This window comes from Streptomyces sp. SCL15-4 (genome assembly GCF_033366695.1).
Classification (GTDB): domain Bacteria; phylum Actinomycetota; class Actinomycetes; order Streptomycetales; family Streptomycetaceae; genus Streptomyces.
In genome coordinates, this window is sequence record NZ_JAOBTQ010000001.1 from 171291 (window position 1) to 193382 (window position 22092).

The window sequence follows — 22092 nt, forward strand, 5'->3', positions numbered from 1 at the left end:
TGTGATGTCACTCTCGACATCACGTATTTCGATGCCCACGCCGGCCAGGTCCGAGAATCTCGGGTTCAGCATTTGAATGTCCCTTTTCTCGCGTGCTTTTGGTGATGGCGATGTGCCATCCGGTCCGCGCGAAAACAAATACCCCGATTCCGCAACCGCCGATGATGACACCGAGCCACAGGCCGTAGAATCCGAGGGGTGTCAGTTCACTGAGGAGGACGCCGGTTCCGAGACCGATGATCCAGTAGCCGACACCCACCACGATCGTGGGAGTTCTGGTGTCCGACAGGCCCACCAGATATCCCATCGACATGGTGATGAGCGTGTCGACGACGAAATAGGCGATCACGAGCGGGAGAAGTTCGTGTACCAGGCTCTCCGCCCTTGGGTCGTGCAGTCCGAAGAGCACCCGGGTGATGAAGCCCGACGAGGCCAGGATGACCACCGACAGGCCGCCGGAGTAGCCGAGCCCGATCGTCAGTAGCGCGGACCGCAGGTCCCGAAGGGCCCGCCAGTCGCCGTCCTCCCGGGCCCACGCGGCCACGGTAGTCGCCGCGCCGGAGAAGCCGAGAGCGAAGACGACCACCAGGGTCTCCAGCCGCAGACCGATGGCGTGGGCGGCGGTCGCGTCGGCTCCGAAGCGGCCCACGAAGAACGCGAGTACGGGGAGGAATCCCTCTCCGAGCAGGACGCGCACGCCGATCCAGGAGCCCACTCGCAGCAGTTCGCCGAGCAGGGGCAGGCGGGGGGCGAGTGGTGCGTTCCTGAGCCCCAGTTCGCGGAGCCGGCCGGTGAGGAGCAGGGCCGTCACGGCGAGGACGATGAAGGCCCGGACGAGTGTGCTCGCGAGCCCGGCTCCGAACACTCCCAGGTCAGGTATCGGCCCGGCGCCGAAGGTCAGTGCGTAGCCGAGGGCCAGGTTCAGGGGGACGGCCGCCAGCATCACCCAGGTCGCCGGCCTGGGCCGGCCGATGCCGGTCAGCAGGCATCGGGCGTCGACGTAGAGGAGGAACAGGGGCAGACCGACGGCGGCGCCCTCGTTGTAGTCCTGTGCGATATCCGCTGTCCGCGGGCTCTGTCCGATGAGGGTCAGGATGTTCCCGGTGTTCAGCAGTACCGCCGTGCCGAGGATCCCGACGAGTACCGCGAGCCACGCGCCCTGAACGAACCAGGCGCGGACGGCGCCTGTGTCGGCCGCGCGATGGCCGGCCGCCAGTCTGGGGGTGACCGCTGTGACGATTCCCAGACCGAAGAGCATGGTTGCGCTGAAAATACTCAGCGCGAGTGTGACTCCCGCCAACTCGTCCGGTCCGAGCCTGCTCACCAGCGCGGCGTCGGTGAAGGAGATGGCGAGTTGTGCGACGAAGCCGATGGCGAGGGGAAGACCCAGGGGCAGTATCCTGCGCACCATTCCCCGTCCGGAATTCTGGACTGTCGATACCGGCTCCGTCACCGCCGCATCACCGTGGGCTGCTTTTTCAGGCGCGTGCGGGCCGAGATGGTCGAGATGTTGGATCGACAGGAGCGAGTCAGCATGATGCATCCCCTCATTGAAAATTAAATTTCAATTCCGAGCGTAGATCACGGCGGCTTCCCCGGCCAAGGCCCAGTGGTGAACTTGGCCGGAAGTCCATGCCCTGCGGTACTGGCTCGACTTCTGCGGCCAGTGACAGTGAGTTACTGTGCTCGCCTCACCGAGTCGAGCACATCACCCTTGGCCCTCGGGATTAGCATGTCCGAATGCCATCCGTGAACCTACGCCATTCAGTCAGGACCGACCCGCCGCACGTGTGGCATCAGGAAGTCGTGGCACCTGGACGTGCCGCGGGCTACGACGGCGTCGTCAACGACTATTTCCTCGTACGCACTGCCAGGTTCGAGCCACGCGGGCCGCTGTCCGACGACGAGCTGACCGCGGAGAACATCCGCGGTCTCAAGTGGTGGCACCCACGTGAAGTCGCCAGTCATGACGGCCCCCACCTGTTCTCCCCCCGCGGCCTTGGGGCTCCTGCGACGGCATTGATCACCTGTGGTGTTCCGGCCGGGCCGGTGCTGCTCGGCCTCTGAGCAGACATACCGCGTCGTGGCGCTGGCAGGACTCGCTTCCGCAGGAGAGTGAAGCCCGGGCGGCGGCGTGTAAGCATCCATCTTGATGCGGTTGACGTGTCCTTCGACGGCGCCCGAGTTCCAAGGCAGTGTCAACCCGGCGACAACGGCGTCCCGGTCGCGGTCCAGCGGCCCTCAGCGCCGCTCGTTTTCGGGCGACTCCGGATGCCTCCCAGCGACGCTGTGTCGTCACTCCGAGTGCCCGCGTCACAGAGGTTGAGCCAGAACCTGCCCTGTGACAGCAGGTGGAAAAGGGGAACGGACGCAGTGCCGAGGGTGTCGGGCCCTGCCGGTCCGCTCCGCCGGGACCGGGTTCCGGTCGGCTCCATGGTTCCCGCCGCCGTGTGTTGGCGCCACGCGGAAGGCGGGTCGTGTGCCGCTGGGTGACTGGGCCGGTCAGAGGGGCAGTTCCTGGCTATAGGCGTCCGCGTCGTACTCCGGCGTGCGCCTGCACTTTCGTGTGACCTTTGGATTGCTGTGAGCTGGGTGTGGCATTAAGCGGGTGTCAGCACTGCTCTCTTCCTCCGGAAGGACGAACAATCCATGCTCAAGTCCATGCGCGCTGCCGTTGTCACTGCGGTGACGGTTCTCACCCTCGTCGGGGGCGTGACGGCAACCACCGCTTCGGCGAACACCGCTTCGGCGGCGGCCCCTGGCGTCGGCGCCCCGGCTGCGGTCAAGGACATTGTCTGCACGGTCAATGACAACGGTGTCAACTACCGCGGAGGACCGGGCACCAACTACCCGGTCCTGGGGAAGGTGAACAGGGGCCAGAAGATCAACGCGAAGGGCAGGGAGGGCTCCTGGGTCATGGGGGACCTCTGGGGCGGCCGGACCGGGGTGTGGATCCACGTCGCCTATCTGGACTGCTGATTGACGACAGACGGGTTGCCGTGAGCGGATCCGGCACGGATCTGTGCGCCCAGCCGCTCTCACCAGCCCGCGGACGGCGAACGCAGCGGGAGTCCGTCTGCCAGCCGCCCGTTCATCCCTGTTGGCCCCTGCGAGCACCCCGCCTCGCGGGGGCCGCCGTCGTACTCCAGGCACTCCCGGCCGCCTCGCCCTGGGGCACCGAGCGACCGAGAGCGGGCATTGCTCGCGGCCGGGCCGGCTACCTGCCCGAGCGGGCGCGCCCGCAGACGGCTCTCATCCGGTCGTCGGCGTCCCAGCGCGAAGGAGGCGGCTCCCGCGCCCTGAAGGTGGCTGCGGGGGCCGCCTCGTTTTGTCGCCGTGGTCAGGGCGTGTCGCCGGAGTGGTAGAAGCGGCAGCTCACTCCGGGGCCGGGAGAGCGCGGCTCGCCTGGGCGCGGGTCGTACAGGGCGCGACCGCCGGGCCACCGCACAAGCTCGGTGGACAGGGCGGCGCCGTCGTCGACTTCCTCGGCCCGCCAGCCGGTGATGTCCAGCAGCAGACCGTCCAGCGGGCCGCCGACCAGTTCGGCGTACGTGCGGTGCGGGAGCGGGCCGGGGTCGGGATCGTCGTGGTCGGCGCCGTAGACGCGGCGGCGCAGCAGCTGTTCGTCTTCACGGTCCATCCGTCAAGCCTGGCAGCCGGCACTGACAGCGAGCCAGGTCCCGCAGGCCTTCCACTCGGGCACGGCCTGCTCCAGGTCGATGACGGCCTGACGGTCGCAGTCCCCGCACAGAGACGGCCGGGGCTCCTGCGCGGTGCCCCAGCCGCCGCGCTCGACCGCCCTTCACCGTTCGTCGGTGCACTCGGCACCGCAGCCCGTGCAGACGGGACGACGCGCATACCGCTGAAAGCGCTGCCACGCCCCGTCCCATGTTCAACACTTCGGGAGGCGCCCGGGTGAGCCCCGGATCGAACTGCTTGCGCCTCGTGACATCGTCGCGGCGCCTTCGCGGCAGGCGTCACAAGACGTCAGACGCACTCTTCTGGGCGGGCTCCTTGGATGCCGGGTGATCCGGACCGTCGGCCGGGGCGGCGGCACGCAGCGCCGCTTCGACACGGCGGTTGCCGGTCATGGATGCCGTGACGGCCGTCATCGCCAGGAGGAGGACGGCGGCGGCGTAGAGCGGGGTGCGGATGTCGTAGGCGGTGGCCAGCCAGCCGCCGAGGAAGGCCCCGGTGGGGGCGGCGCACATGGCCAGCATGCGGGAGGTGGAGGCGACGCGGCCCATGAGGTGGGCCGGGACGATCGCCTGCCGGAGGGAGGGACCGAGCACCATCGTGGCGCCCATGCCGGCCCCGCAGACGGCGAGCGCCAGCCCTGCCACGTACGGGTTCGGGGCAGCGGCCAGGCCCAGGATGGCGAGCCCTTCGACCGCGGCCGTGCAGGTCAGTGCGGTGCCGGTGCCGAGTCGTCGGCCAAGGTAGGAGGCGATGCCCGCACCGAGCAGACCGCCGGTGGCCTCCGCGGTGAGGAGCAGGCCGAAGCCGTAGGTGCCGATGCCGAGGCGGTCGTGCGCGAAGAGGGCCAGGACGGTCTCCACGGCGAGGAAGGCGATGTTCCCGACCGCCGGGCGGAGCGCGAGCCCGAGCAGCAACCGGTCCCGGAAGACGTACGAGGCCCCGGTCCGCGCTTGCCGGAGCAGCGACTCGCGGATCTCCGGCACGGGCCGGGGCATGCCGGGAAGCGACCGTACGAGCAGTGCGGAGAACAGGAACGACACCGCGTCGACGAGCAGCGGAACCGCCCGCCCGAGCGCGAGCAGCGCACTGCCCGCAGGCGGCCCCGCGAAGCCGGACATGGCGGTCTGCGCTCCGCGCAAGCGGGCATTGGCGCGCTCCAGGAGGGCGGGGTCGCGGCGGAGCAGATCCGGTAGATAGGCCGTGGCGGCCGTGTCGAAGAAGAGTCCGCCGAGGCCGAGCAGGAAGGCGACGGCCGCGAGCAATGGGATGCTCAGGCCGTCGAGCGCGGCCGCTGCCGCCGGTATCGCGAGCAGCACCGCACGCGCCGCGTCCGCGACCCACATCGTGCGCCGGCGGTCCCAGCGGTCCACCAGTGCACCGCCGAGTACCCCGAAGAGCAGCCACGGCAGCGTCCCGGCGGCCGTGACGACGGCGAGCGCCATCGGCTCGCGCGTCAAGGTCAAGGCGAGCAGGGGCAGGGCGGCATGCGACACCCCGTCGCCGAGCGAGGACACCGTCTGCGCAGTCCACAGCCGTCCGAAGCCGGTCGGCAACTTACATCTGCTCGAGGTCACTTGGCGTCTCCCTCGGCCTGCTCGCGCGGTGCCGGGTGGAACAGTGCGAAGACGAGTGACGCGTCCGGCAGCGACGGATCGGACAGCTCCCGGTACTCGTCCGCCAGTGCCTGCAGCCGCGCCCCCAGCTGCGCGAACTGCTCCTCGGTGAGCCGCAGATGCGCCATCCGTACATGCCGCTCGCCGTCCGCCGGCGACGCCTCCAGGTCCGCCACCGCATGCCGCATCAGCACGTCGGGCTGCCCCGCCTCGGGGTCCGGCAGCACGATCGACCGTGCGGCCATCGCGTAGTACCGCTCGGTGACCCCCCGCACCTTCCGCGTCCGTACCACCTTCACCAGGCCGGCCCGCTCCAGCAGTCGCACGTGGTAGCTGGAACTCCCCTTCGCAAGGCCCAGCCGCTCGGCGATCTGCGTGATCGTCGCCGGCTCGAAGCGGAGCACGGCCATGATCCGGTGGCGCGTGAGGTTGGAAACGGCGCGCAGCTGCTCGTCCGTGGTGACGTGAAACGTCTCGGGAGGATCATCGGTAGGCATGCGAGCAATGGTCAACGACTCTTGACCATTGAGCAAGGGAATTCCGCGCGGACCTCTCTCGGGACTCGTGGACAAGGCCACGAGGACTACCAGGACATCGCTGACGAAGAGGTTGATCAGGGACCGGAGGCACCGCACCGGCACTCGGCCTCGTCCACGTGGACTACGCCACGCAGAAGCGGACCGCCAAGGCGAGCGGACGGCGCTACGCGGAGATCGTCCGCACGCACCGGCCAGGGTGCCGTCACCGGCTGATCCGGCCCGTACGCGCCGAGGCCCCGCCCGCCGGAGCACGTCCGGCGGGCGGGGCCTCGGTCGCGGTGCCGGCCGAAGGACTCCCGGCGGACCGGGCCGCCCCTCGCCGGGACCGGTCGGCTCAGCGGGCTTCCGTGACCGTCAGCGGGTCGTCCCACCGCAGGTCTCCCGCCGAGCGCCCGACCATGAGCCGATACGCACCGGTCTCCGTGCGCCAGCACCGGTCCGTCTCGCACCAGTGCCGCAGCGCACGGGGCCGCACGATCACCTCGGCGGTCACCGTCCCGCCCGCCTCGGCGCGGACGGCCGCGTAGCCGGCGAACCAGCGCTCCGGGCGCTCCACGGCGGACCCGGGACGTGCCAGGTACACCTGGACCACCTCGCGTCCCGCCCGCCGCCCCGTGTTGCGCAGCCCGACCCGGACCGTGAACGCGGAGCCCGCGGCGACCCGTGCCGGCGCCTCTACGCTTTCGTACCGCCAGGTCGTGTAGCCGAGACCGTGCCCGAACCAGTACGCGGGCGCACGCCCGGACCGCAGCCAGGCCCGGTACCCGATGTGCAGGCCCTCGGCGTAGTCCAGCCGGCCTGCGACCGGCCGGGTGTCCGTGACGGGGGCGTCCGCCAGGCACGCCGCCCATGTGGTGGGCAGCCGGCCCTCCGGTTCAGCGTGGCCGAAGAGGACATCGGTGATGCCCGCGCCCGCCTCCTGCCCGGGGAACCAGACGAGCAGCAGGGCACCCACTTCCTCGCGCCAGGGCAGCTCGACCGGACCCCCGCTGTTGACGACCACGACCGTGCGCGGGTTGGCCGCGGCCACGGCACGCACGAGGTCGTCCTGCCGGCCGCCGAGAGCCAGACCGGTGCGGTCCTGTCCCTCGGTCTCGCTGTGCTCGGTGGTGCCCACGAACACGACCGCCGCGTCCGTCCGTCCGGCGGCGTCGACCGCCGCGGCGAGTGCCGTGGCAGCGTCCTCCTCGGGCGGCGCCGCGGCGAGGACCGTCGCTCGCCCGGTGCCGGCCGCGAGCCGCCGACTCGCCACAAGGTGCACCGGCCGCTTCGACACCAGATCCGCCCGGACGATGTGCAGCGGCGGGTTGACGTGTACGACCGCCGGATCGTCCGTCCGGCACGGGAAGTCGTCGTCCAGGAGCACTTGCCCGTCGAGGCTCAGCGTCATGCGGCCGAACCCGCCCACGCCGAAGCTCCACTCCCCCGTGCGTTCGGGCCGGAGCAGTGCGCTGATCTCCACGGTGTGCGCACCCGGTACGAGCGTGGGCTCCAACTGGCGTCCGGACAGCCGTCGTTCGGAGTGCAGCTCCCGGCCCTGCGCGTCCAGCAGCCGCACCAGCACTCCCGGCGCACCCGAGCGGGGCTCCGTGCACCGGTTCGCGTCGACGGGAGACGGAGGGAGGCCGAGTGACGGACCGGGCACGTGGACCACGCGTGCCCGGCCGCGCAGCCGGCTGCGGATGCCGTCGAGAGGTGTGACGACACCCGAGGGATGGACACCCGCACTGCCACCGCCCTGGACCCGCGGCGTATCCGCATGGGTTCCGATCACGGCGATGGTCGACAGTCCGGCCGGATCCAGCGGCAGCACGTCGTCAGCGTTGCCGACCAGTACCGATCCGGCGGCGACGGCCCGGCGCAGCAGCGCCCGGGTCGCGCGCGCCTGCACGGCCGGTCTCCGGGGCGCCGGGCCCGGGGCCAGGGCACCGACGCGGTGGGCCAGCCGGAGCAGGCGCCGGACTTTGTCATCGACGGCCTTCTCCGGCACCCGGCCGTCTTCCAGCGCGCCGGTCAGACATGTCTCCCACGGGCTGTGCGGGCCGGGCATCGCCAGGTCGAGCGCGGCGCGGGCCGGCTCCTCGGCGGTCCGTACGGCTGCCCAGTCGGAGACCACGGCGCCGTCGAAGTCCCATTCCTCCTTGAGGACGTCCCAGAGAAGGGGGCTGGCGGTCATGGTCGTTCCGTTGACCTTGTTGTAGGCGGCCATGACGAGCCACACGCCGGCCTCGACGGCCGCCTCGAACGGCGCGAGGTACACCTCTCGCAGCACCCGCTCGGACATACGGACGTCGACCGTGAGACGTCCGGTCTCGGAGTCGTTGCCCACGAAGTGTTTGGCCGTGGCCGCGACGCCCTGACCCTGGATGCCCCGGATCAGCGCGGTGGCGGCGCGCCCGGTCAGTTCCGGGTCCTCCGAGAAGCACTCGAAGTGGCGGCCGGCCAGCGGACTGCGGTGCAGGTTGAGTGTGGGCGCGAGGAGAACGTCCACCCCTTTGCGCACGGCCTCGGAGGCCAGCAGGCGCCCCAGCTCCTCCAGCAGGTCGTCGTTCCAGAGCGCGCCGAGGGCCGAGGCGGAGGGCAGCAGTGCGGACGTGCGCCGTTCGTCCCAGCTCTCCCCGCGCACCCCCGCCGGGCCGTCGGAGCAGACCATCTCCCGGAGCCCGATGTCCGGCTCCGCGGCCGTTCGCCACGTCGTGGCACCGGTGAGCAGACGCACCTTCCGCGCCGGACCGAGTTTGTGGATCAACCGGTCGATCAAGTCGTCGTTCATGCGGTCGTTCGCGTGGTCGTTCATCCCCACCCCATGGTGTGTCGGTGACGGCTGTCCCCCGCGGCTGGGGCAGGCCGAGGGCCCGGCCTGCCCCAGCGCGTGGCGCGCGGGAGCGGGCCGGGCCCGGTGGAACGGGCCGGCGGTCAGGGCAGTCGGTAGTCCTGGCCCAGGGTCGCGCCCGCTTCCGGGTGTGTCTGGTCGTAGCCGCGGGCGTCACACTGGAGACCGCCGACGATGCAGTGGTCGACCATGGCCTTGAGGGTGCGTTCCTCCCAGGCGTTGAAGAAGTCGTAGTGGAAGGAGTAGCCGCGGCCGCTGGCCAGGTGTACCCGGCTCATGTCGCCGTTGACCGGGAAGGCCATCTTGAACTCGATCATCGGCACGGCGACCGGGTGGTCGGCGGGACACATGTTGTCGTTGGTGCCGGGCTTGACGACCGGGTAGGCCATGTGGCTCTTGTGGTCCGGGGTGTCGAGGTACTTGCCGTCCCAGCAACTGGGTGCCTGGAAGCGGATGTTGAGCTGTACGTCGGCCCGGTCCGGGCAGCTCGCGGGGAAGTCGGTGTTGAAGTAGCTGTCGCCGCATTCCCAGCCCTCGACGAAGCCGCGGTGGTGACGGAACTGATCGGCGCTCTGCATCGGGTCGCCGACGACGAACCGCAGCCCCTTGGGGAAGGGCCGCACGCTGGTGTAGTCGGTGACGCCGGACTTGTAGTAGATCGTCTGGGGGCCCACGGGCAGGATCTTCTGGTCGCCCTTGTACAGCGAGGGCATCCAGTATCCCGAGGCGTCGGCGGGCGCCTTGCAGGTGGTGGCGCCGCCGTAGAGGGAGGCGGTGGTGCTGCCCGCGTTCGTCGACGTGTTGCCCATGAAGGTGTGGTCGTGGGACTTGCCGGGCTGGCCCGGGTAGACGATCGGGTCGTCCGCGGCGGTGTGTGTGACCGAGCAGTTCGCCTGGAACTCGTGGAAGTAGCGCGACGGCGGGGTGGCCGTGGACGGTGTGACGCCCGTGACCTGCGGTACGGCCGGGATGTAGCCGTCGCCGTCCGGGTCGTCGCCGGACGCCTGTGCGGAGGCGGCCATGGTGTGCCCGGTCTGGGCGACGGTGGCGGCCGTCGTGCCGCCGGTGTCGGTGGCGGCGGAGGCGATGGTGCCCACGCCGAGGACACTGGCGAGCATGGCGGTGCCGAGGAGGAGTGCGGGGAGCCGTTTCGGACTCGATCTCATGGGGGTCTCCTGCCCGTGGGGTGGGAAGAGGGCCCGCGCACACGCGCACGTGTCACGCGGGTGGTGCGATCGGTGGTGCGGTGGTGACGAGACCCTCCGGGGCCGCGTCACCGTCGTCCGGGGCACAGCCGTCAGCCGTAGATCCCCAGCTCGTGCAGGGAGTAGCCCCAGCTCGTGCCGCGCGCCGTCAGCTGCAGGCGCACATAGCGGGCGGAGGCGGTGACGTCGATGGTGTCCACGTCGCCGTCACCGGCGGTCGTGGAGTACACCGGACGCCAGTCGGTGCCGTCGTCGGAGACCCGCACCTCGTAGGACTTGGCGTAGGCCGGGTCCCAGACCAGTTGCAGCTTGCGCAGGGTCCTCGACGTGCCGAGGTCCACCTGGAACCACTGCGGGTCGCTCCAGTCGCTGGCCCAGCGGGTCTCGGCGCGGCCGTCGACGGCCAGCGCCGGAGCGCAGGGGCAGTCACCGTAGGACTGCTGGAAGGAGGAGGCGGTCGCCGGCCGGTTCAGCGCCAGGTCGGTCCCGTTCACCGGCGGGGCGACGACCCGGACGGACCTGGTCTCGATGCCGGCGTTGCCGTGCCCGTCCTCGGCCTGGACGTACACCTTCCACACGCCGAGTTTCTGCGGCGCGGTGACGGCGAAGTTCCCGTTGCCGGTCGAGCGCCACTGCGCCTCGACGAGCCGCTTGTCACCGCTCGCGTAGTTGCCGCTGAGGAAGACCTTGTACGTGAGCGGGTCGCCTTCGGGGTCACGGACGTCGGCGTGCACGGTGAACTCGCCGCCGGCCGGCGCCGAGGAGGCCGGGGACACGGTCATGCCGCTGATGACCGGGCTGGTGTCGGAACCGGCCGTCGAACCGGTGTACGCCTTCTTGACGGCGTAGTACGACAGGCGCTTCAGTCCGTCGGGCACCAGGTTGAACCAGACACCGCCGAAGTCGTGCTCGGTTCCGTAGTGGAAGAGGGTGGCACCCAGCGCCACGCCCTGGTGGCCGGTCACGCAGTTCCACGCCTTGGTGTACCCGTCCGCCTTCTGCACGTCGGTCGGCTCGTCGGGGATGCCGTTGGCGTCGTCGGGCACCTCCCACTCGCCGGCCGGACCGGTCTCGGTGATGATGTACGGCTTGGTGTAGCCCCCGTCGATCCAGTCCTGGCGGACCTTGCACACGTTGCTGTAGGAGTTCATCGCGTACAGGTCGAGGTCGGGCGCGTTGCGCTTGTAGTACGGCCAGGCACCGGTCCACGCGTCGGTGGAGGTGACCGGGTGGTCGGGGTCGATGCCGTGGATCTTCTTGGCGACGTCGTTGACGAAGCTGGTGTAGGCGTTGCGCTGGGCCTCCAGCTCGCTGCCGCTGTAGCAGTTCTGCAGTCCGAGGACCGACTCGTTGCCCACGTTCCACATCAGCGTCGCCGGATGACTCTTGTACGCGTCCACCCACTTGGCGAACTCGGCGAGCGAGTTGTTCTTGTACGTCGTGTCGGTCACGTAGTTCACGCAGCCGCCGGCCCCCGGCCCGCCGCCCGGCTGCAGCCAGAAGCCGTTGATCACGTGGATGCCGTTGGCCGCCGCGGAGTCCAGGAGCGCCTTGCTCGACGCGTCGGTGCCCCAGGTGCGGATCGTGTTGGCGCCCATGGCCTTCACGTCCGGCAGGTATTTGGGCGCGTCGGAGACCGCCGGGCCCCAGGTCACACCCTTGACGGTGTACGGCTGGCCGCCCACGGTCAGACGCCAGTCGCCCTGGGTGCCCTCGACCTTCACGGCACCCGTCGCGGGCGGCGGTGTGGTGTCACCGGCATGGCCGTAGACCTGGAACTCCCACAGCGAGTAGCCGTATCCGCCGGACCGGGCCAGGCCCTGCATCCGGACGTAGCGGCCGGTCCCGGACACGGCGATGTCGTCGGTGCCGCCGTCACCGCCGGTCACCTTCTTCAGGGTGCGCCAGTCGGAGCCGTTGTCGGACGCCTGGATCTCGTAGTCCTTGCCGTAGGCCGACTCCCACGTCAGGACGACGCGGCTGAGGTCCGACACCTGGCCCAGATCGACCTGGAGCCACTGCTGATCGCTCCACTGGCTGGCCCACCGGGTCCCGGTCGGATTGCCGTCCACCGCCGCGGCGGCCGAGTAACCATCGCCCTCCTGCGAGGACGCGGTGGCCGTCCTGCCCTGCGACAGCAGGGTATCGGCCGCGTGCGCGCCCGGCGCGACGGCGACGGTGAGCGAGGACGCGAGCAGTGCGCCCAGGACGAGAAGAGGCACGCCGGCTCTGCGCCGGCGAAGGATGCTGGAGAGCGGTCTGGACAAGGAGTGCTCCTGACAGGTCGGTTCGGTGCGGGTGAGACCTTTCCGGGCCTGGTTCGGTGCGTCGCAGGCCTTGTCGTTCTGAAAGAGAAAACACGCGGTCGTCTCCTTGTAGGGGGATGGCAACAGGCAAGGTGGGAGAGCGCTCTCCCGCACCATGCCCGGCCGTCATGTCTCGGTCAATAAGGCGGGCACGCTTTTCTTTGAGCTTGACTTAAGGTCTGGTGACTGTGCGGTGCCCCACGAGGACGAATCACCGCCTCGGCCTGACAGTCACGTATCCACCTGACCCGAAGCCCGGCGACAGCCGCGGTCAAGGAGGCCGGGGCGGAGACACCGTCCAGCACGCATGGGCCGAGTTCGCCCGCACCGCACCGTCAGGTGGCGCGCGGCACCTGCCAGTGCGCGGGCGACGGGCCCTTGGCCGGGGAGGGCGTCGGTGCCCGACGGACCGCGAACGCCGTGGAAGTTGATGCTGCCGTCCTGGGCCGTGTATAGGGAGCCGGCAGCGGATCGGAGCGGGTCGATGCGCGGCGCGGTGGTGTGTCGGCCTGGCGGTCGGACAGCGCCTGCCGCGGATGCCGAGCGTTACAAGCAGAGGTTGCCGGTGGCGCGCTGCCCGCGTTGCCTCGGGCGGATTCCTGGTTGCGGGCGTCCCGGTCAGAGTTCGGGGTGATGGATGGGGCGGGGGTAGACGCGGTCGCCGTGTGCGTCGAAGAGCATCAGAGCCCTCATGTCCACGAGGAGAGAGAAGCGATCACCCGGTCGGCAGTGCAGGTCCTGTTGTACGCGCAGGACGAGTTCGCCGACTCCGTAGTTGTCCGGCAGGGGTGGAGCGGGCCGGGGTGGTGCGGACGGGCGGTGGTGGAGCCCTTCGCGCAGGCGTGTGCCCACGTTGCGCAGGAGTCGGAGCGGAGAGTTCTCCTGGTGACGGTTCTGATCATGAGCGGGGGTGGAGTGGGGGACGTCCGCGCGTCGGGAGCCGATGGTGACGTGCAGCAGGGACTCGTGGCCTTGATGCTCGACGTGGGTGACCATGGCGTGCAGTCGGCGTTCGTAGGGTGCCGGGTCTGCTTCGACGCGCAGTGCTTCGGGACGCAGACCGATGAGGAGTGGCTGGCCTTGCAGGACTCGCAGCATCTGGTGGGTCGGCGCCTGGGCCAGTGGTAGCTCCTGAGCACCGAGGCTGATGGTCATGTCGCCGTTGACGGGCGCGCGGAGGGTGCCGTGCAGCAGGTTGATCTGGGGCGTGCCGAGGAAGGAGGCGACGAAGGCGTTGTCGGGGAGGCGGTAGAGGTCGGCCGGGCTGCCGACCTGCTGGAGGACACCGTCGCGCAGGACGGCGATGCGGTCGCCCAGAGCCATGGCTTCGGTCTGGTCGTGGGTGACGTAGACGGTGGTGGCTCCCGTGCGGCGTACGACGGAGAGGATCTCGGTACGCAGCCGGATGCGCAGACGTGCGTCGAGGCTGGAAAGAGGTTCGTCCATGAGGAAGATCGAAGGGCGGCGGATGACCGCGCGGCCCATGGCGACGCGTTGGCGTTCTCCTCCGGAGAGCTGGGCGGGGGTCCGCTCCAGGAGGGAGCGGATGCCGAGGCGGTCGGCGACGGTGTCGACGGACCGGGCGATGTGTGCTTCGTCTTCGCCGCGTGCGGTGAGGGGGAAGCCGATGTTGGCGGCGGCGGTCATGGTGGGGTACAGGGCGAAGTTCTGGAAGACCATGGCCACGTTGCGTTCGCTGGCGGGCAGATCGTTGACGGGCCGCTGATCGAGAAGCAGTTCGCCGCTGGTGATGTCCTCAAGGCCGGCGATCAGGCGGAGCAGAGTGGATTTCCCGCATCCGGAGGGACCCAGGAGGACGAGGAACTCGCCGGGGTGCAAGTGCAGTGAGACGTCGTGTACGGCCCTGTGGCCACCGGGGTAGGTCTTGCCGAGTCGCTTCAGGGTGATGGTGCTGCCCACGGGGCTGGCTCCTGGGGTGTGGTGGGGCTGCGAGCGGGCGTCGGTCAGCTGGTGAGTTCGTCGGCTGTGACGGCCAGGCAGGCGGCGATCAGGACGAGGTTCTTCAGGACGTACTGACCGTCGAGGGTGGGGATGCCGTGATGCCACATGGCGTCGGGGAGCAGGATCAGGGAGGAGAGCACACCGCTCATGTGGGCGTAGAAGGCGGCGAGGGCGTGGCGTAGGAGGATGCCCGTGATCAGGGCCAGGCCGATCAGGGTCTCGGCTGTGCCCAGCAGCGGCAGGGACGCCTGGGCGGGCACCAGGCCGCCGGTCAGCTTGGTCATGGTCCGGATGGCGATGTGCTCGGCGGGGCTGGTGGCGGGAAAGAGTTTGAGGATGCCGAACCAGCAGTAGATGACGCCTACGCTGACGCGCAGGATGGTGAGGCTGCCGGGCCGGTAGCGCTCGGCTGCCCGGTGCAGCGCGGCTGCATACCGGTGGCGGTGCGGGGGCGGCGGCAGGGAACGGGGACGGCGCGGGTGTGGGTGACGGGCGCGGGTGGGCGGTGTGCCTCGGCGGGCCATCCGGCGCCTCCAGACCGGTTACCGGCGCAGCACTGGCTGCGGGTGGTGGAAGTGTGGGGAAGGCCCCGCGAGGAGCGATTGCTCGGTGCGCTCGCGGGGCCGGCGTGCGGGTGTTGCGAGGTGCGGGTCGGCTGGGTCAGCCGAAGTCGACGTCACTGCACAGGAAGTACTTCTGGTCCATGTGCGATGCCTTCCAGACGGTCACCACGACGTGGCGTCCGCTGTAGCCGGAGGTGCTGACGTCGGTGGTGTAGTGCGCCTGGTAGGGGTAGCGGCCGGTCTTCTTGACCTGGTCGAGGTCGTTCCAGCCGATGAGCTGGGTGGTCGGGTCGAAGCCTTGCTTGGTGACGTAGATCTCCAGCCAGTCGGCGCCGTGCCGGGCCTCGTCGTAGAGGTCGACGGTGAAGTCGGAGCCGATGCCGGTGGTGATCCACGGTCCGGGGCGGTCGAGCGCCCCGTAGTTGGTCTCGCCCTGGCCGCCGGCGCTGCAGATCTGGCCGTTCGGGATGACCTGCCGGTAGTTGTCGCCGGTGTTGTTGGCGTAGACGGCCTTCCACGCGGTGATCGCGTTCGGGTTCTCGTGGTAGGTGCGGTAGCACATGGGGTCCTGCGCCTCGTCGGGCTCGCTGGAGCCCCAGCGCTGCAGGCAGCCGTAGTTGCGGGTCTGGGGAGCGATGACCGTGCCGTGGGCGGAGGCGGTCGGCGCTTGGGCCATCAGGCCCAGCAGGGTGGCGGCCAGTGCGGCGGCGGCCAGCGCGGTGCGGCGGGACCCGGTTGCGGGTACGCGGTTCATGATCGGTTTTCCTCCGTGGTTTCGGGAAGGGCACCGGTCGGCGGTGCCGGCCGGTCAGAGCCTTGCGCGTGCTCGGGAGGGTGCTGTTCAGGTCAGTTGTCGGGCCGGCTCACCTCCTTTCGCCTCGGGGTGGGTGCCGTCGTGGGGCGGATCAGCGCGTTCGCCGACCAGGCGCCGGGGCCGAGGGCGGCTATGAGCAGGAAGGCCCAGCAGAACAGGGCGGCGGGTTCGCCGCCGTTCTGGAGGGGGAACAGGGCGTGGGGCTGGTGCTGGGTGAAGTAGGCGTAGGCCATGGATCCGGAGCAGATGACCGCCGCCGGGCGGGTGCCGGCGCCGAGGGCGACCAGGAGCCCTCCGGCCAGCTGGATGACGGCGGCCCACCATCCCGGCCACTCGCCGAGAGCCGGTGCCGGTCCGTGGGGGCCGCCGAGGACGTCGAACACGGTGGCGGCACCGTGGCAGGCGAACAGGAAGCCCACCACGATGCGGTAGAGCGCGAGTGCGACGGGAGCGCTGTCCGCTTCGAGGTTCACAGGAGGTGTCCTTTCGCGAGGTGAGCGTCCTGCCGCGCCACTGGTGCCGGCGCCGCGGCCGGAGGCCGCTGGGGAGGCCGGCACCCCCGCACCCTCAAGCGGGGGTGCCGGCCGTTCGGGGACCGTATGGGCTCGGGGCCCGTACGGATTCGCGGCTGCGCCTTGGGACGCGGCCGAGGTGGCTGGTTCAGCTGGTCAGAGACCACTTCTGGCTGTTCCAGCCGCCGCAGTCCCACAGGTGGAGCCGTGCTCCGTCCGCTGTGCTCTGGCTCTCGATGTCGAGGCAGCGTCCGGACTTGAGGTTTTTCAGGGTGCCGTTGGACTGGAAGGCCCACTTCTGGCTGTCGTAACCGCCGCAGTCCCACAGGTGGGCCTTGGTGCCGTTGGCGGTGTAGCCACCCTCGACGTCCAGGCACTTGCCCAGCACGCGCAGCTCGGTGCCGCTGAGGGTCCACTTCTGCCGGTCGCCGCCGGTGCAGGTGCCCAGCTGGGCCGGGGTGCCGTTGGCGCTGGCTCCGTCCTTGGCCTCGGCGCACTTGCCGCCTGCGTTGACCAGCTGCTTGCCGGTGCCGGACCCGTTGCCCGGGTCGGTGCCGCCGTCACCGGGGTCGTCGGTGTTGGCGGTGTGGTCGAAGTAGACGAAGTCCCAGTTCTTCAGTTCGGGGACGGTGAACTTCAGGTAGGTGCCCGCGGAGTCGCTGCCGGTGGTGAAGGGGAGGTTCGCCGAGTGGCCGCCGTCGCGGTCGGGGCTGCCGACGCGGAGGGCTGCCGGGGTCTGCTGTCCCTCGCGCAGGTAGTACTTCACGGAGACGTTGGTCTTCGCGGGCGGGGTGGCGGTGCCGGCGTCGCGCCATTTGCCGTCGTTGCCGAGCAGGTTGATCAGGTGCAGCACGTCGGTGTCGCCGTTGCGCATGGCGTTGGTCCACACGGTGTTGCCGGAGCCGTCGGTGGAGGTGTTCAGCCCGTCGATGACGGTCTTGTTGGACGCGGTGTGCAGGTCGGGGCCGTAGAAGAGGTTCTCGTAGCCGGTGATGACGTCGTAGTACGTCTTCTCCCACGCCTTGAGCTCGGCGGACATGCTCTTGTCCTTGTTGAGGAAGTACTCGGTGTTGAGCATGTGGTCGTTGGGACCGAGTTCGAGGTGGTTGGCGCCGTTGGCGGCGAACATGGCGTTGGCCAGTTGCACCGAGGTGGTGTCGAAGACGGAGTTGTTGTTCGGGGTGCTGGAGTCGGGGGTGTTGGGGCGGTTCATGTAGGCGGGGGTGATGTGCGGCTTGCCGCCGGACGCCTGGCGCTGGCGCTCCAGGTAGTCCTTGACCGAGGAGTTGGTCTCGTAGTTCGACCACAGCTCGGTGTAGAGGTAGTCGGCGCTCGACTTGGCCAGTTCGGCGTCGCCGTAGCCGTCGACGGCGTTGAAGCCGACCGCGTTGCGGCCCGCGGGCAGGGCCTGCTTGGTCTTGTTGGTCAGCTGGGCGAAGCCGTTCGGACGGTTGACCTTGTTGCCGGCCTTGTCGTACTTCTCCGACCAGTAGCCGATCTGGTCCAGGTGGGCGCCGTCGAAGCCCATGGAGTTCACCGAGTCCTTGTACTGGCCGACGATGTAGTTCTGCCAGTCGGGGTTCTCGGGGTTCATCAGGTGCAGGATCTGGTTCGGCAGCATCGGGTAGTACCACTCGTCCGTGCCGCCGGGGCTGTTGAACAGCCGCCAGTCCGGGTTGACCTGCGAGGTGTCGTAGTCGTTGAGGGCCGCGTACGACATCTGGTACGGCATGGCGGCCATGCCCCGGCCGTGCTCGGCGTCGATGTAGTTGCGGATGGTCGCGGAGCTGAGAGTGTCGCCGTTCCACGCCGTCCAGCTGCCGGCGACGCCGGACCCGTCGTGCCTGACGGGCTTCTCGTGCTTCCACAGCCAGTCGTAGTACTGCAGCGCGTTGATGTGGTAGCGCTGGGAGAGTTCGGCGATGTCGCCCTTGGCGTCGTCGGCGGAGATGTTCGTACCGTAGTAGGCCAGGAACCCGAACCGGGGGAAGCGGGTCCAGGTGGAGGAGACGTCGATCGCCGTCTGGGTCCGGCTGGAGCCGGCCTGGATCTCGACGAGGTAGCCCTGGAAGTCCGTGGACGGCGGCGTCACCTTCCACACGGCCCGTCCGCTGCCGTCGGCCTGCACGGTGCCGCTCTTCACGACGTCCCCGAGGTGGGTGAGCGTGAAGGTCACCGGGCCGCTGCCGTCGACCTGCGCGGTCACCGTGGCCTCCTGGCCGGGCGAGTAGCGCGACGCGTCGGTCCAGGCGTCGCTTACGGTGGCGGCGGAGGCCGGGGCGGCCGGCATGAACGCCAGCGCTGATGCGGCCAGCACCAGGCCGGCAGCCAGTCCCGTACGCCGGACTCTGCGATGTCGTGCTCCTGTCATATCTCCTCGCTTGGGGGAAGGGCGGCGTCCGCGCGCACCCCAGCCGCCGGACCGTCCGCACATGCGGACGCCCGGGGTGAGCCGTGAGGGTGGGTGCACCGGCAGCGAGCCGCGGGTCTCGGCGGCAGCCGCTGGGCGGGCCGGGCGCAGCGATGCGTGCGTGCGGATGCCGCACGCATCGCTGCACCCCTGGCACGGATGGATCGACCACGCCGCGGTGTACTGCGGTGCGGTCGCCGGTTAACGTCCCGCTATTTCTTCCTCGTGTCAACGAAATCGACGAGATTGGTCCCCTCGATCCGCTCGGCGACCCCACCAGAGGCCCCGTGAGCACCGCAGAACCGGACTCTCCGCACCAGTCACGGTTCGATAACGCACCTTTTTCTTTCTTGACGCATGAAAAGGCTGGGGGACACACTCCCGTCATCTGCAGGCAACCGGTCGAGCCGCACCGGCCCTGCCACACCCTCCGGGAGACACGCATGGCGCTCTCCAGACGAACCCCGGTCTCCGGCGCCGCCGCCGGAGCGGGCCTGGGCGATCTCCTCACCTTGATGCGCGCGGCCAACGACAGCGGTTCGATAGCGCTGAACCACATCGACCTGCACTGATACGCCGTCACTCACGTCTGGAGACACCAGGGATGAGCCCCTCACCGGTCCGGTTCTCGGATCTCGTCAGCGAACAGTCCCGCGCGGAGATCTTCGCCACCGTGCTGACCTCCGGCCCGCTATCGCGCACCCAGCTCGCCCAGCGGCTGGGTCTGGTGCCCTCCAGCGTCACCCGCATGCTCCCCCCGCTGCTGGAGCACGGTTACCTGCACGAGAGCGACGCCGCCCCGAACGGGCGCGGCCGGCCGCAGAAAATGCTGCACGTCAACCCCGACAAGCACATCGTGGTCGGCATCAAGATCGGCCCCGCGCAGGTGTCCGGAGTCGTCACCGACATGGCCGCCAACGTCCTCGCCCGCCTCGAGGAGCCCATCGCCGACCGCACCCCTGAGACGGCCCTCTCCGCCGCTGCGGCACTGACCCTGCGCCTCCTGGACCAGGCACCCGAGGCTGCGGACCGGGTGCTGGGCCTGGGCGTCGGCGTCAGCGGCCACGTCGACTCCGCCGCCGGCGTGTGCCGCTACTCCGCCCTGCTGGACTGGAACAAGGTCGACGTGGCCGGCCCGCTGCGCGAGGCCACCGGACTGCCGGTCGTGGTGAACAACGACGTCAACACTCTCGTGGTGGCCGAGCGCTGGTTCGGGCAGGGTCGGGACGTCGACTCCTTCGCCGTCGTCACCGTCGGCCCCGGCATCGGCTGCGGCCTTCTCCTCGACGGCGCCCTCTTCTCCGGCGCGACCGGCCTGGCCGGAGAGCTGGGCCACCTGCCCCTGGACCCCGCCGGCCCGATGTGCAGCTGCGGCCGCCGCGGCTGCCTGGAAGCCCTCGCCGGCGACCGGGCCGTCCTGCGCCACCTCCAGGACGCCGGTGTGCCCTGCACCACCATCACCGATGCCATGCACATCGCCCGCTCGGGAAGCGGCTCGGCGCGGATCGTCGCCCGCTCCGCCTTCGCCGAGGCGGGCACCGCACTGGGCCGCGGACTGGCCGGCATGTGCAACCTGCTCAACCTGCAGAAGATCATCCTTGCCGGGGAAGGAGCCGTCGCCCACGACCTCTTCGGCCCGGCCATGCACGACGCTCTTCAGGCCCACGCCTTCTCCACCGCCGCCCGCGACTGCGACATCCGCGTCGACCCCGTCACCCACGACCTGTGGGCCCGCGGCGCCGCCTGCCTCGTCATCCGCGAAGCCGTCGGTGCCGCCATCTCCTGACGCCCCGGCCCGCCCGCGGCAGCCGGCGAACCGGCCACCCGAACCGTCCAGCCCCGACACCATCCCGGCGAACAGCCCCTCCACCCACGATGAGGATTTGACGTGCCCGAAAACGCGCCCAGCCCTGCCGACGCCTGGTGGAGCAATGCGGTGGTCTACCAGATCTACCCGCGCAGCTTCGCCGACTCGAACGCGGACGGCATCGGCGACCTGCAGGGCATCACCGAACGCCTCGACTATCTCTCCGAACTCGGCGTCGACGTCCTGTGGCTCTCCCCGGTCTACCCCTCGCCGCACGACGACAACGGCTACGACATCAGCGACTACCAGGACATCGACCCGCTCTTCGGCACACTCGCCGACTTCGACCGGCTCCTGGCCTCCGTGCACGAACGCGGCATGAAGCTCGTCATGGACCTGGTCGTCAACCACACCAGTGACGAACACCCCTGGTTCACCGCCTCCCGCGACGACGGCCCCGGCGGACCGAAGCGCGACTGGTACATCTGGCGCCCGCCCCGCGAGGGCATGGAGCCCGGAACGGCGGGAGCGGAGCCGAACAACTGGGAGTCGTGGTTCTCGGGTTCGGCGTGGACGTTCGACGAGGCGTCCGGCGAGTACTACCTGCACACCTTCTCCCGCAAGCAGCCCGACCTGAACTGGGACAACCCCGACGTCCGGCAGGCCGTGTACGCGATGATGCGCTGGTGGCTTCGGCGGGGCGTCGACGGCTTCCGCATGGACGTCATCAACCTGATCTCCAAGGACCCGGCCCTGCCCGACGGCATCGTGCCCGAAGGCGCCCGCTACGGTGACGGCCGCCCGTACTACGTGTGCGGGCCCCGCGTCCACGACTACCTCGCCGAGATGCACCGCGAGGTCATCGCCGGCTACCCGCGCCGCCTGCTCACCGTCGGGGAGATGCCCGGCGTCACCGTCGAGCAGGCCAGGCTCTTCACCGATCCCGGCCGCCGCGAACTCGACATGGTCTTCCAGTTCGAGCACGTCGGCCTCGACCACGGCCCCGGCGGCAAGTTCGACGTCCGCCCCCTGAAGCTGACCGACCTCAAGGCCAGCCTCGGCCGGTGGCAGACGGGCCTGGGCGAGACCGGCTGGAACAGCCTGTACTGGAACAACCACGACCAGCCCCGGGTGGTCTCCCGCTTCGGCGACGACTCGCCGTTCCACCGCTACCGGTCCGCGAAGATGCTGGCCACCGTCCTGCATCTGCACCGCGGCACCCCGTACGTCTACCAGGGCGAGGAACTCGCCATGGCCAACGCGCCGTTCGCGTCCATCGCCGACTTCCGCGACATCGAGTCCCTCAACCACTACCGCGACCAGCTCGCCCTCGGCGCCGACGAGCGGCAGATCCTCGACGGGCTGCGGCACCGCAGCCGGGACAACGCCCGCACCCCCATGCAGTGGGACGCCACCGGACACGCCGGTTTCACCGCCGGCACCCCGTGGATCGCGGTCAATCCCGACCACACCGAGGTCAACGCCAAGGCGCAGCTGGCCGATCCCGAATCCGTCTTCCACTACTACCGCCGCCTGATCGCCCTGCGGCACAGCGAGCCCGCCCTCACCCACGGCGACTTCCACATGCTCCACCCCGAGCACGAACAGCTCTACGCCTTCACCCGCCACGACGCGGGCACCGGCACCGAACTGCTCGTCCTGGCCAACTTCGGCGCCGGCGATCTCGCCGTCGACCTTCCCGACGGCTGGGAAGGCGCCGAGGTACTCATCGCGAACGTTCCCGCCACCTCACCTCTCACGAGCCCGCACACCCTGCAGCCGTGGGAAGCCCGCGTCCACCGCCGCCGCACCGTCTGACCCACCCGCCC

At 69.9% G+C, this 22092-nt stretch carries 17 protein-coding genes; 5 read left to right on the plus strand and 12 right to left on the minus strand.

From position 1 onward, the window contains the following. Positions 1-19: 19 nt before the first annotated feature. Entirely contained in the window at positions 20-1543 is a 1524-nt protein-coding gene (locus tag SCK26_RS00870) for an MATE family efflux transporter (protein ID WP_318199268.1), read from the minus strand. Between the two features lie 197 nt (positions 1544-1740). On the opposite strand from SCK26_RS00870, the gene SCK26_RS00875 reads away from it, so the two are divergent. Both SCK26_RS00875 and SCK26_RS00880 read left to right on the plus strand, forming a co-directional pair. Beyond that, positions 1741-2067 carry a hypothetical protein gene (locus tag SCK26_RS00875; protein ID WP_318199269.1) on the plus strand — a complete coding sequence of 109 codons (327 nt, stop codon included), beginning with the start codon at positions 1741-1743 and terminating at the stop codon, positions 2065-2067. A 582-nt stretch (positions 2068-2649) separates the two neighbouring features. Further along, positions 2650-2979 (plus strand): SH3 domain-containing protein, encoded by a 330-nt coding sequence (locus SCK26_RS00880; RefSeq protein WP_318199270.1) that lies wholly within the window; start codon positions 2650-2652, stop codon positions 2977-2979. 361 nt (positions 2980-3340) lie between these two features. Here SCK26_RS00880 and SCK26_RS00885 read toward each other — a convergent pair whose 3' ends face one another. The 11 genes from SCK26_RS00885 to SCK26_RS00935 all read right to left on the minus strand — a co-directional run bounded on the left by SCK26_RS00885 (position 3341) and on the right by SCK26_RS00935 (position 18417). After that, complete coding sequence (locus SCK26_RS00885) at positions 3341-3640, minus strand: hypothetical protein (protein ID WP_318199271.1); 300 nt, start codon at positions 3638-3640, stop codon at positions 3341-3343. Positions 3641-3977: 337 nt separating this feature from the next. Next, positions 3978-5273 carry an MFS transporter gene (locus SCK26_RS00890; RefSeq protein WP_318199272.1) on the minus strand — a complete coding sequence of 432 codons (1296 nt, stop codon included), beginning with the start codon at positions 5271-5273 and terminating at the stop codon, positions 3978-3980. Next, the gene (locus tag SCK26_RS00895) at positions 5270-5809 is read right to left on the minus strand and encodes a winged helix-turn-helix domain-containing protein (protein WP_318199273.1); all 540 of its coding nucleotides are present in this window, start codon (positions 5807-5809) and stop codon (positions 5270-5272) included. Before SCK26_RS00895 ends, SCK26_RS00890 begins: the two co-directional genes overlap by 4 nt. A 376-nt stretch (positions 5810-6185) precedes the next feature. After that, the gene (locus SCK26_RS00900; protein WP_412080827.1) at positions 6186-8624 is read right to left on the minus strand and encodes a beta-glucosidase H; all 2439 of its coding nucleotides are present in this window, start codon (positions 8622-8624) and stop codon (positions 6186-6188) included. Between the two features lie 143 nt (positions 8625-8767). Beyond that, on the minus strand, positions 8768-9850 hold the full coding sequence (locus tag SCK26_RS00905; protein ID WP_318199275.1) for a DUF1996 domain-containing protein: 1083 nt from the start codon (positions 9848-9850) through the stop codon (positions 8768-8770). A 131-nt stretch (positions 9851-9981) separates the two neighbouring features. After that, on the minus strand, positions 9982-12111 hold the full coding sequence (locus SCK26_RS00910; protein WP_412080691.1) for a discoidin domain-containing protein: 2130 nt from the start codon (positions 12109-12111) through the stop codon (positions 9982-9984). Positions 12112-12813: 702 nt separating this feature from the next. Continuing rightward, positions 12814-14115: an ABC transporter ATP-binding protein gene (locus SCK26_RS00915; protein ID WP_318199277.1), complete on the minus strand. Its 1302-nt coding sequence runs from the start codon at positions 14113-14115 to the stop codon at positions 12814-12816. A 44-nt stretch (positions 14116-14159) separates the two neighbouring features. After that, the gene (locus SCK26_RS00920; RefSeq protein WP_318199278.1) at positions 14160-14681 is read right to left on the minus strand and encodes a DoxX family membrane protein; all 522 of its coding nucleotides are present in this window, start codon (positions 14679-14681) and stop codon (positions 14160-14162) included. A 136-nt stretch (positions 14682-14817) separates the two neighbouring features. Next, positions 14818-15474 (minus strand): lytic polysaccharide monooxygenase auxiliary activity family 9 protein, encoded by a 657-nt coding sequence (locus SCK26_RS00925; protein ID WP_318199279.1) that lies wholly within the window; start codon positions 15472-15474, stop codon positions 14818-14820. A gap of 92 nt (positions 15475-15566) precedes the next feature. After that, positions 15567-16007: a DoxX family protein gene (locus SCK26_RS00930; RefSeq protein WP_318199280.1), complete on the minus strand. Its 441-nt coding sequence runs from the start codon at positions 16005-16007 to the stop codon at positions 15567-15569. A gap of 187 nt (positions 16008-16194) precedes the next feature. Beyond that, on the minus strand, positions 16195-18417 hold the full coding sequence (locus tag SCK26_RS00935; RefSeq protein WP_318199281.1) for a glycoside hydrolase family 66 protein: 2223 nt from the start codon (positions 18415-18417) through the stop codon (positions 16195-16197). 482 nt (positions 18418-18899) lie between these two features. On the opposite strand from SCK26_RS00935, the gene SCK26_RS00940 reads away from it, so the two are divergent. The 3 genes from SCK26_RS00940 to SCK26_RS00950 all read left to right on the plus strand — a co-directional run bounded on the left by SCK26_RS00940 (position 18900) and on the right by SCK26_RS00950 (position 22081). Then, positions 18900-19028 (plus strand): hypothetical protein, encoded by a 129-nt coding sequence (locus tag SCK26_RS00940; RefSeq protein ID WP_318199282.1) that lies wholly within the window; start codon positions 18900-18902, stop codon positions 19026-19028. Positions 19029-19060: 32 nt separating this feature from the next. Then, complete coding sequence (locus SCK26_RS00945) at positions 19061-20242, plus strand: ROK family transcriptional regulator (RefSeq protein WP_318199283.1); 1182 nt, start codon at positions 19061-19063, stop codon at positions 20240-20242. A gap of 102 nt (positions 20243-20344) precedes the next feature. After that, a complete protein-coding gene (locus SCK26_RS00950; RefSeq protein ID WP_318199284.1) occupies positions 20345-22081 on the plus strand; it encodes an alpha-glucosidase in 1737 nt (578 codons plus the stop codon). Positions 22082-22092 lie beyond the last annotated feature (11 nt).

Excerpts from the sequence above, each read along its gene's own strand:
- SCK26_RS00870 (WP_318199268.1), bottom strand. The coding sequence starts at position 1,543 with ATGCATCATGCTGACTCGCTCCTGTCGATCCAACATCTCGACCATCTC.
- SCK26_RS00875 (WP_318199269.1), top strand. The coding sequence starts at position 1,741 with ATGCCATCCGTGAACCTACGCCATTCAGTCAGGACCGACCCGCCGCAC.
- SCK26_RS00880 (WP_318199270.1), top strand. The coding sequence starts at position 2,650 with ATGCTCAAGTCCATGCGCGCTGCCGTTGTCACTGCGGTGACGGTTCTC.
- SCK26_RS00885 (WP_318199271.1), bottom strand. The coding sequence starts at position 3,640 with ATGGACCGTGAAGACGAACAGCTGCTGCGCCGCCGCGTCTACGGCGCC.
- SCK26_RS00895 (WP_318199273.1), bottom strand. The coding sequence starts at position 5,809 with ATGCCTACCGATGATCCTCCCGAGACGTTTCACGTCACCACGGACGAG.
- SCK26_RS00900 (WP_412080827.1), bottom strand. The coding sequence starts at position 8,624 with ATGAACGACGACTTGATCGACCGGTTGATCCACAAACTCGGTCCGGCG.
- SCK26_RS00905 (WP_318199275.1), bottom strand. The coding sequence starts at position 9,850 with ATGAGATCGAGTCCGAAACGGCTCCCCGCACTCCTCCTCGGCACCGCC.
- SCK26_RS00920 (WP_318199278.1), bottom strand. The coding sequence starts at position 14,681 with ATGGCCCGCCGAGGCACACCGCCCACCCGCGCCCGTCACCCACACCCG.
- SCK26_RS00925 (WP_318199279.1), bottom strand. The coding sequence starts at position 15,474 with ATGAACCGCGTACCCGCAACCGGGTCCCGCCGCACCGCGCTGGCCGCC.
- SCK26_RS00935 (WP_318199281.1), bottom strand. The coding sequence starts at position 18,417 with ATGACAGGAGCACGACATCGCAGAGTCCGGCGTACGGGACTGGCTGCC.
- SCK26_RS00940 (WP_318199282.1), top strand. The coding sequence starts at position 18,900 with ATGGCGCTCTCCAGACGAACCCCGGTCTCCGGCGCCGCCGCCGGAGCG.
- SCK26_RS00945 (WP_318199283.1), top strand. The coding sequence starts at position 19,061 with ATGAGCCCCTCACCGGTCCGGTTCTCGGATCTCGTCAGCGAACAGTCC.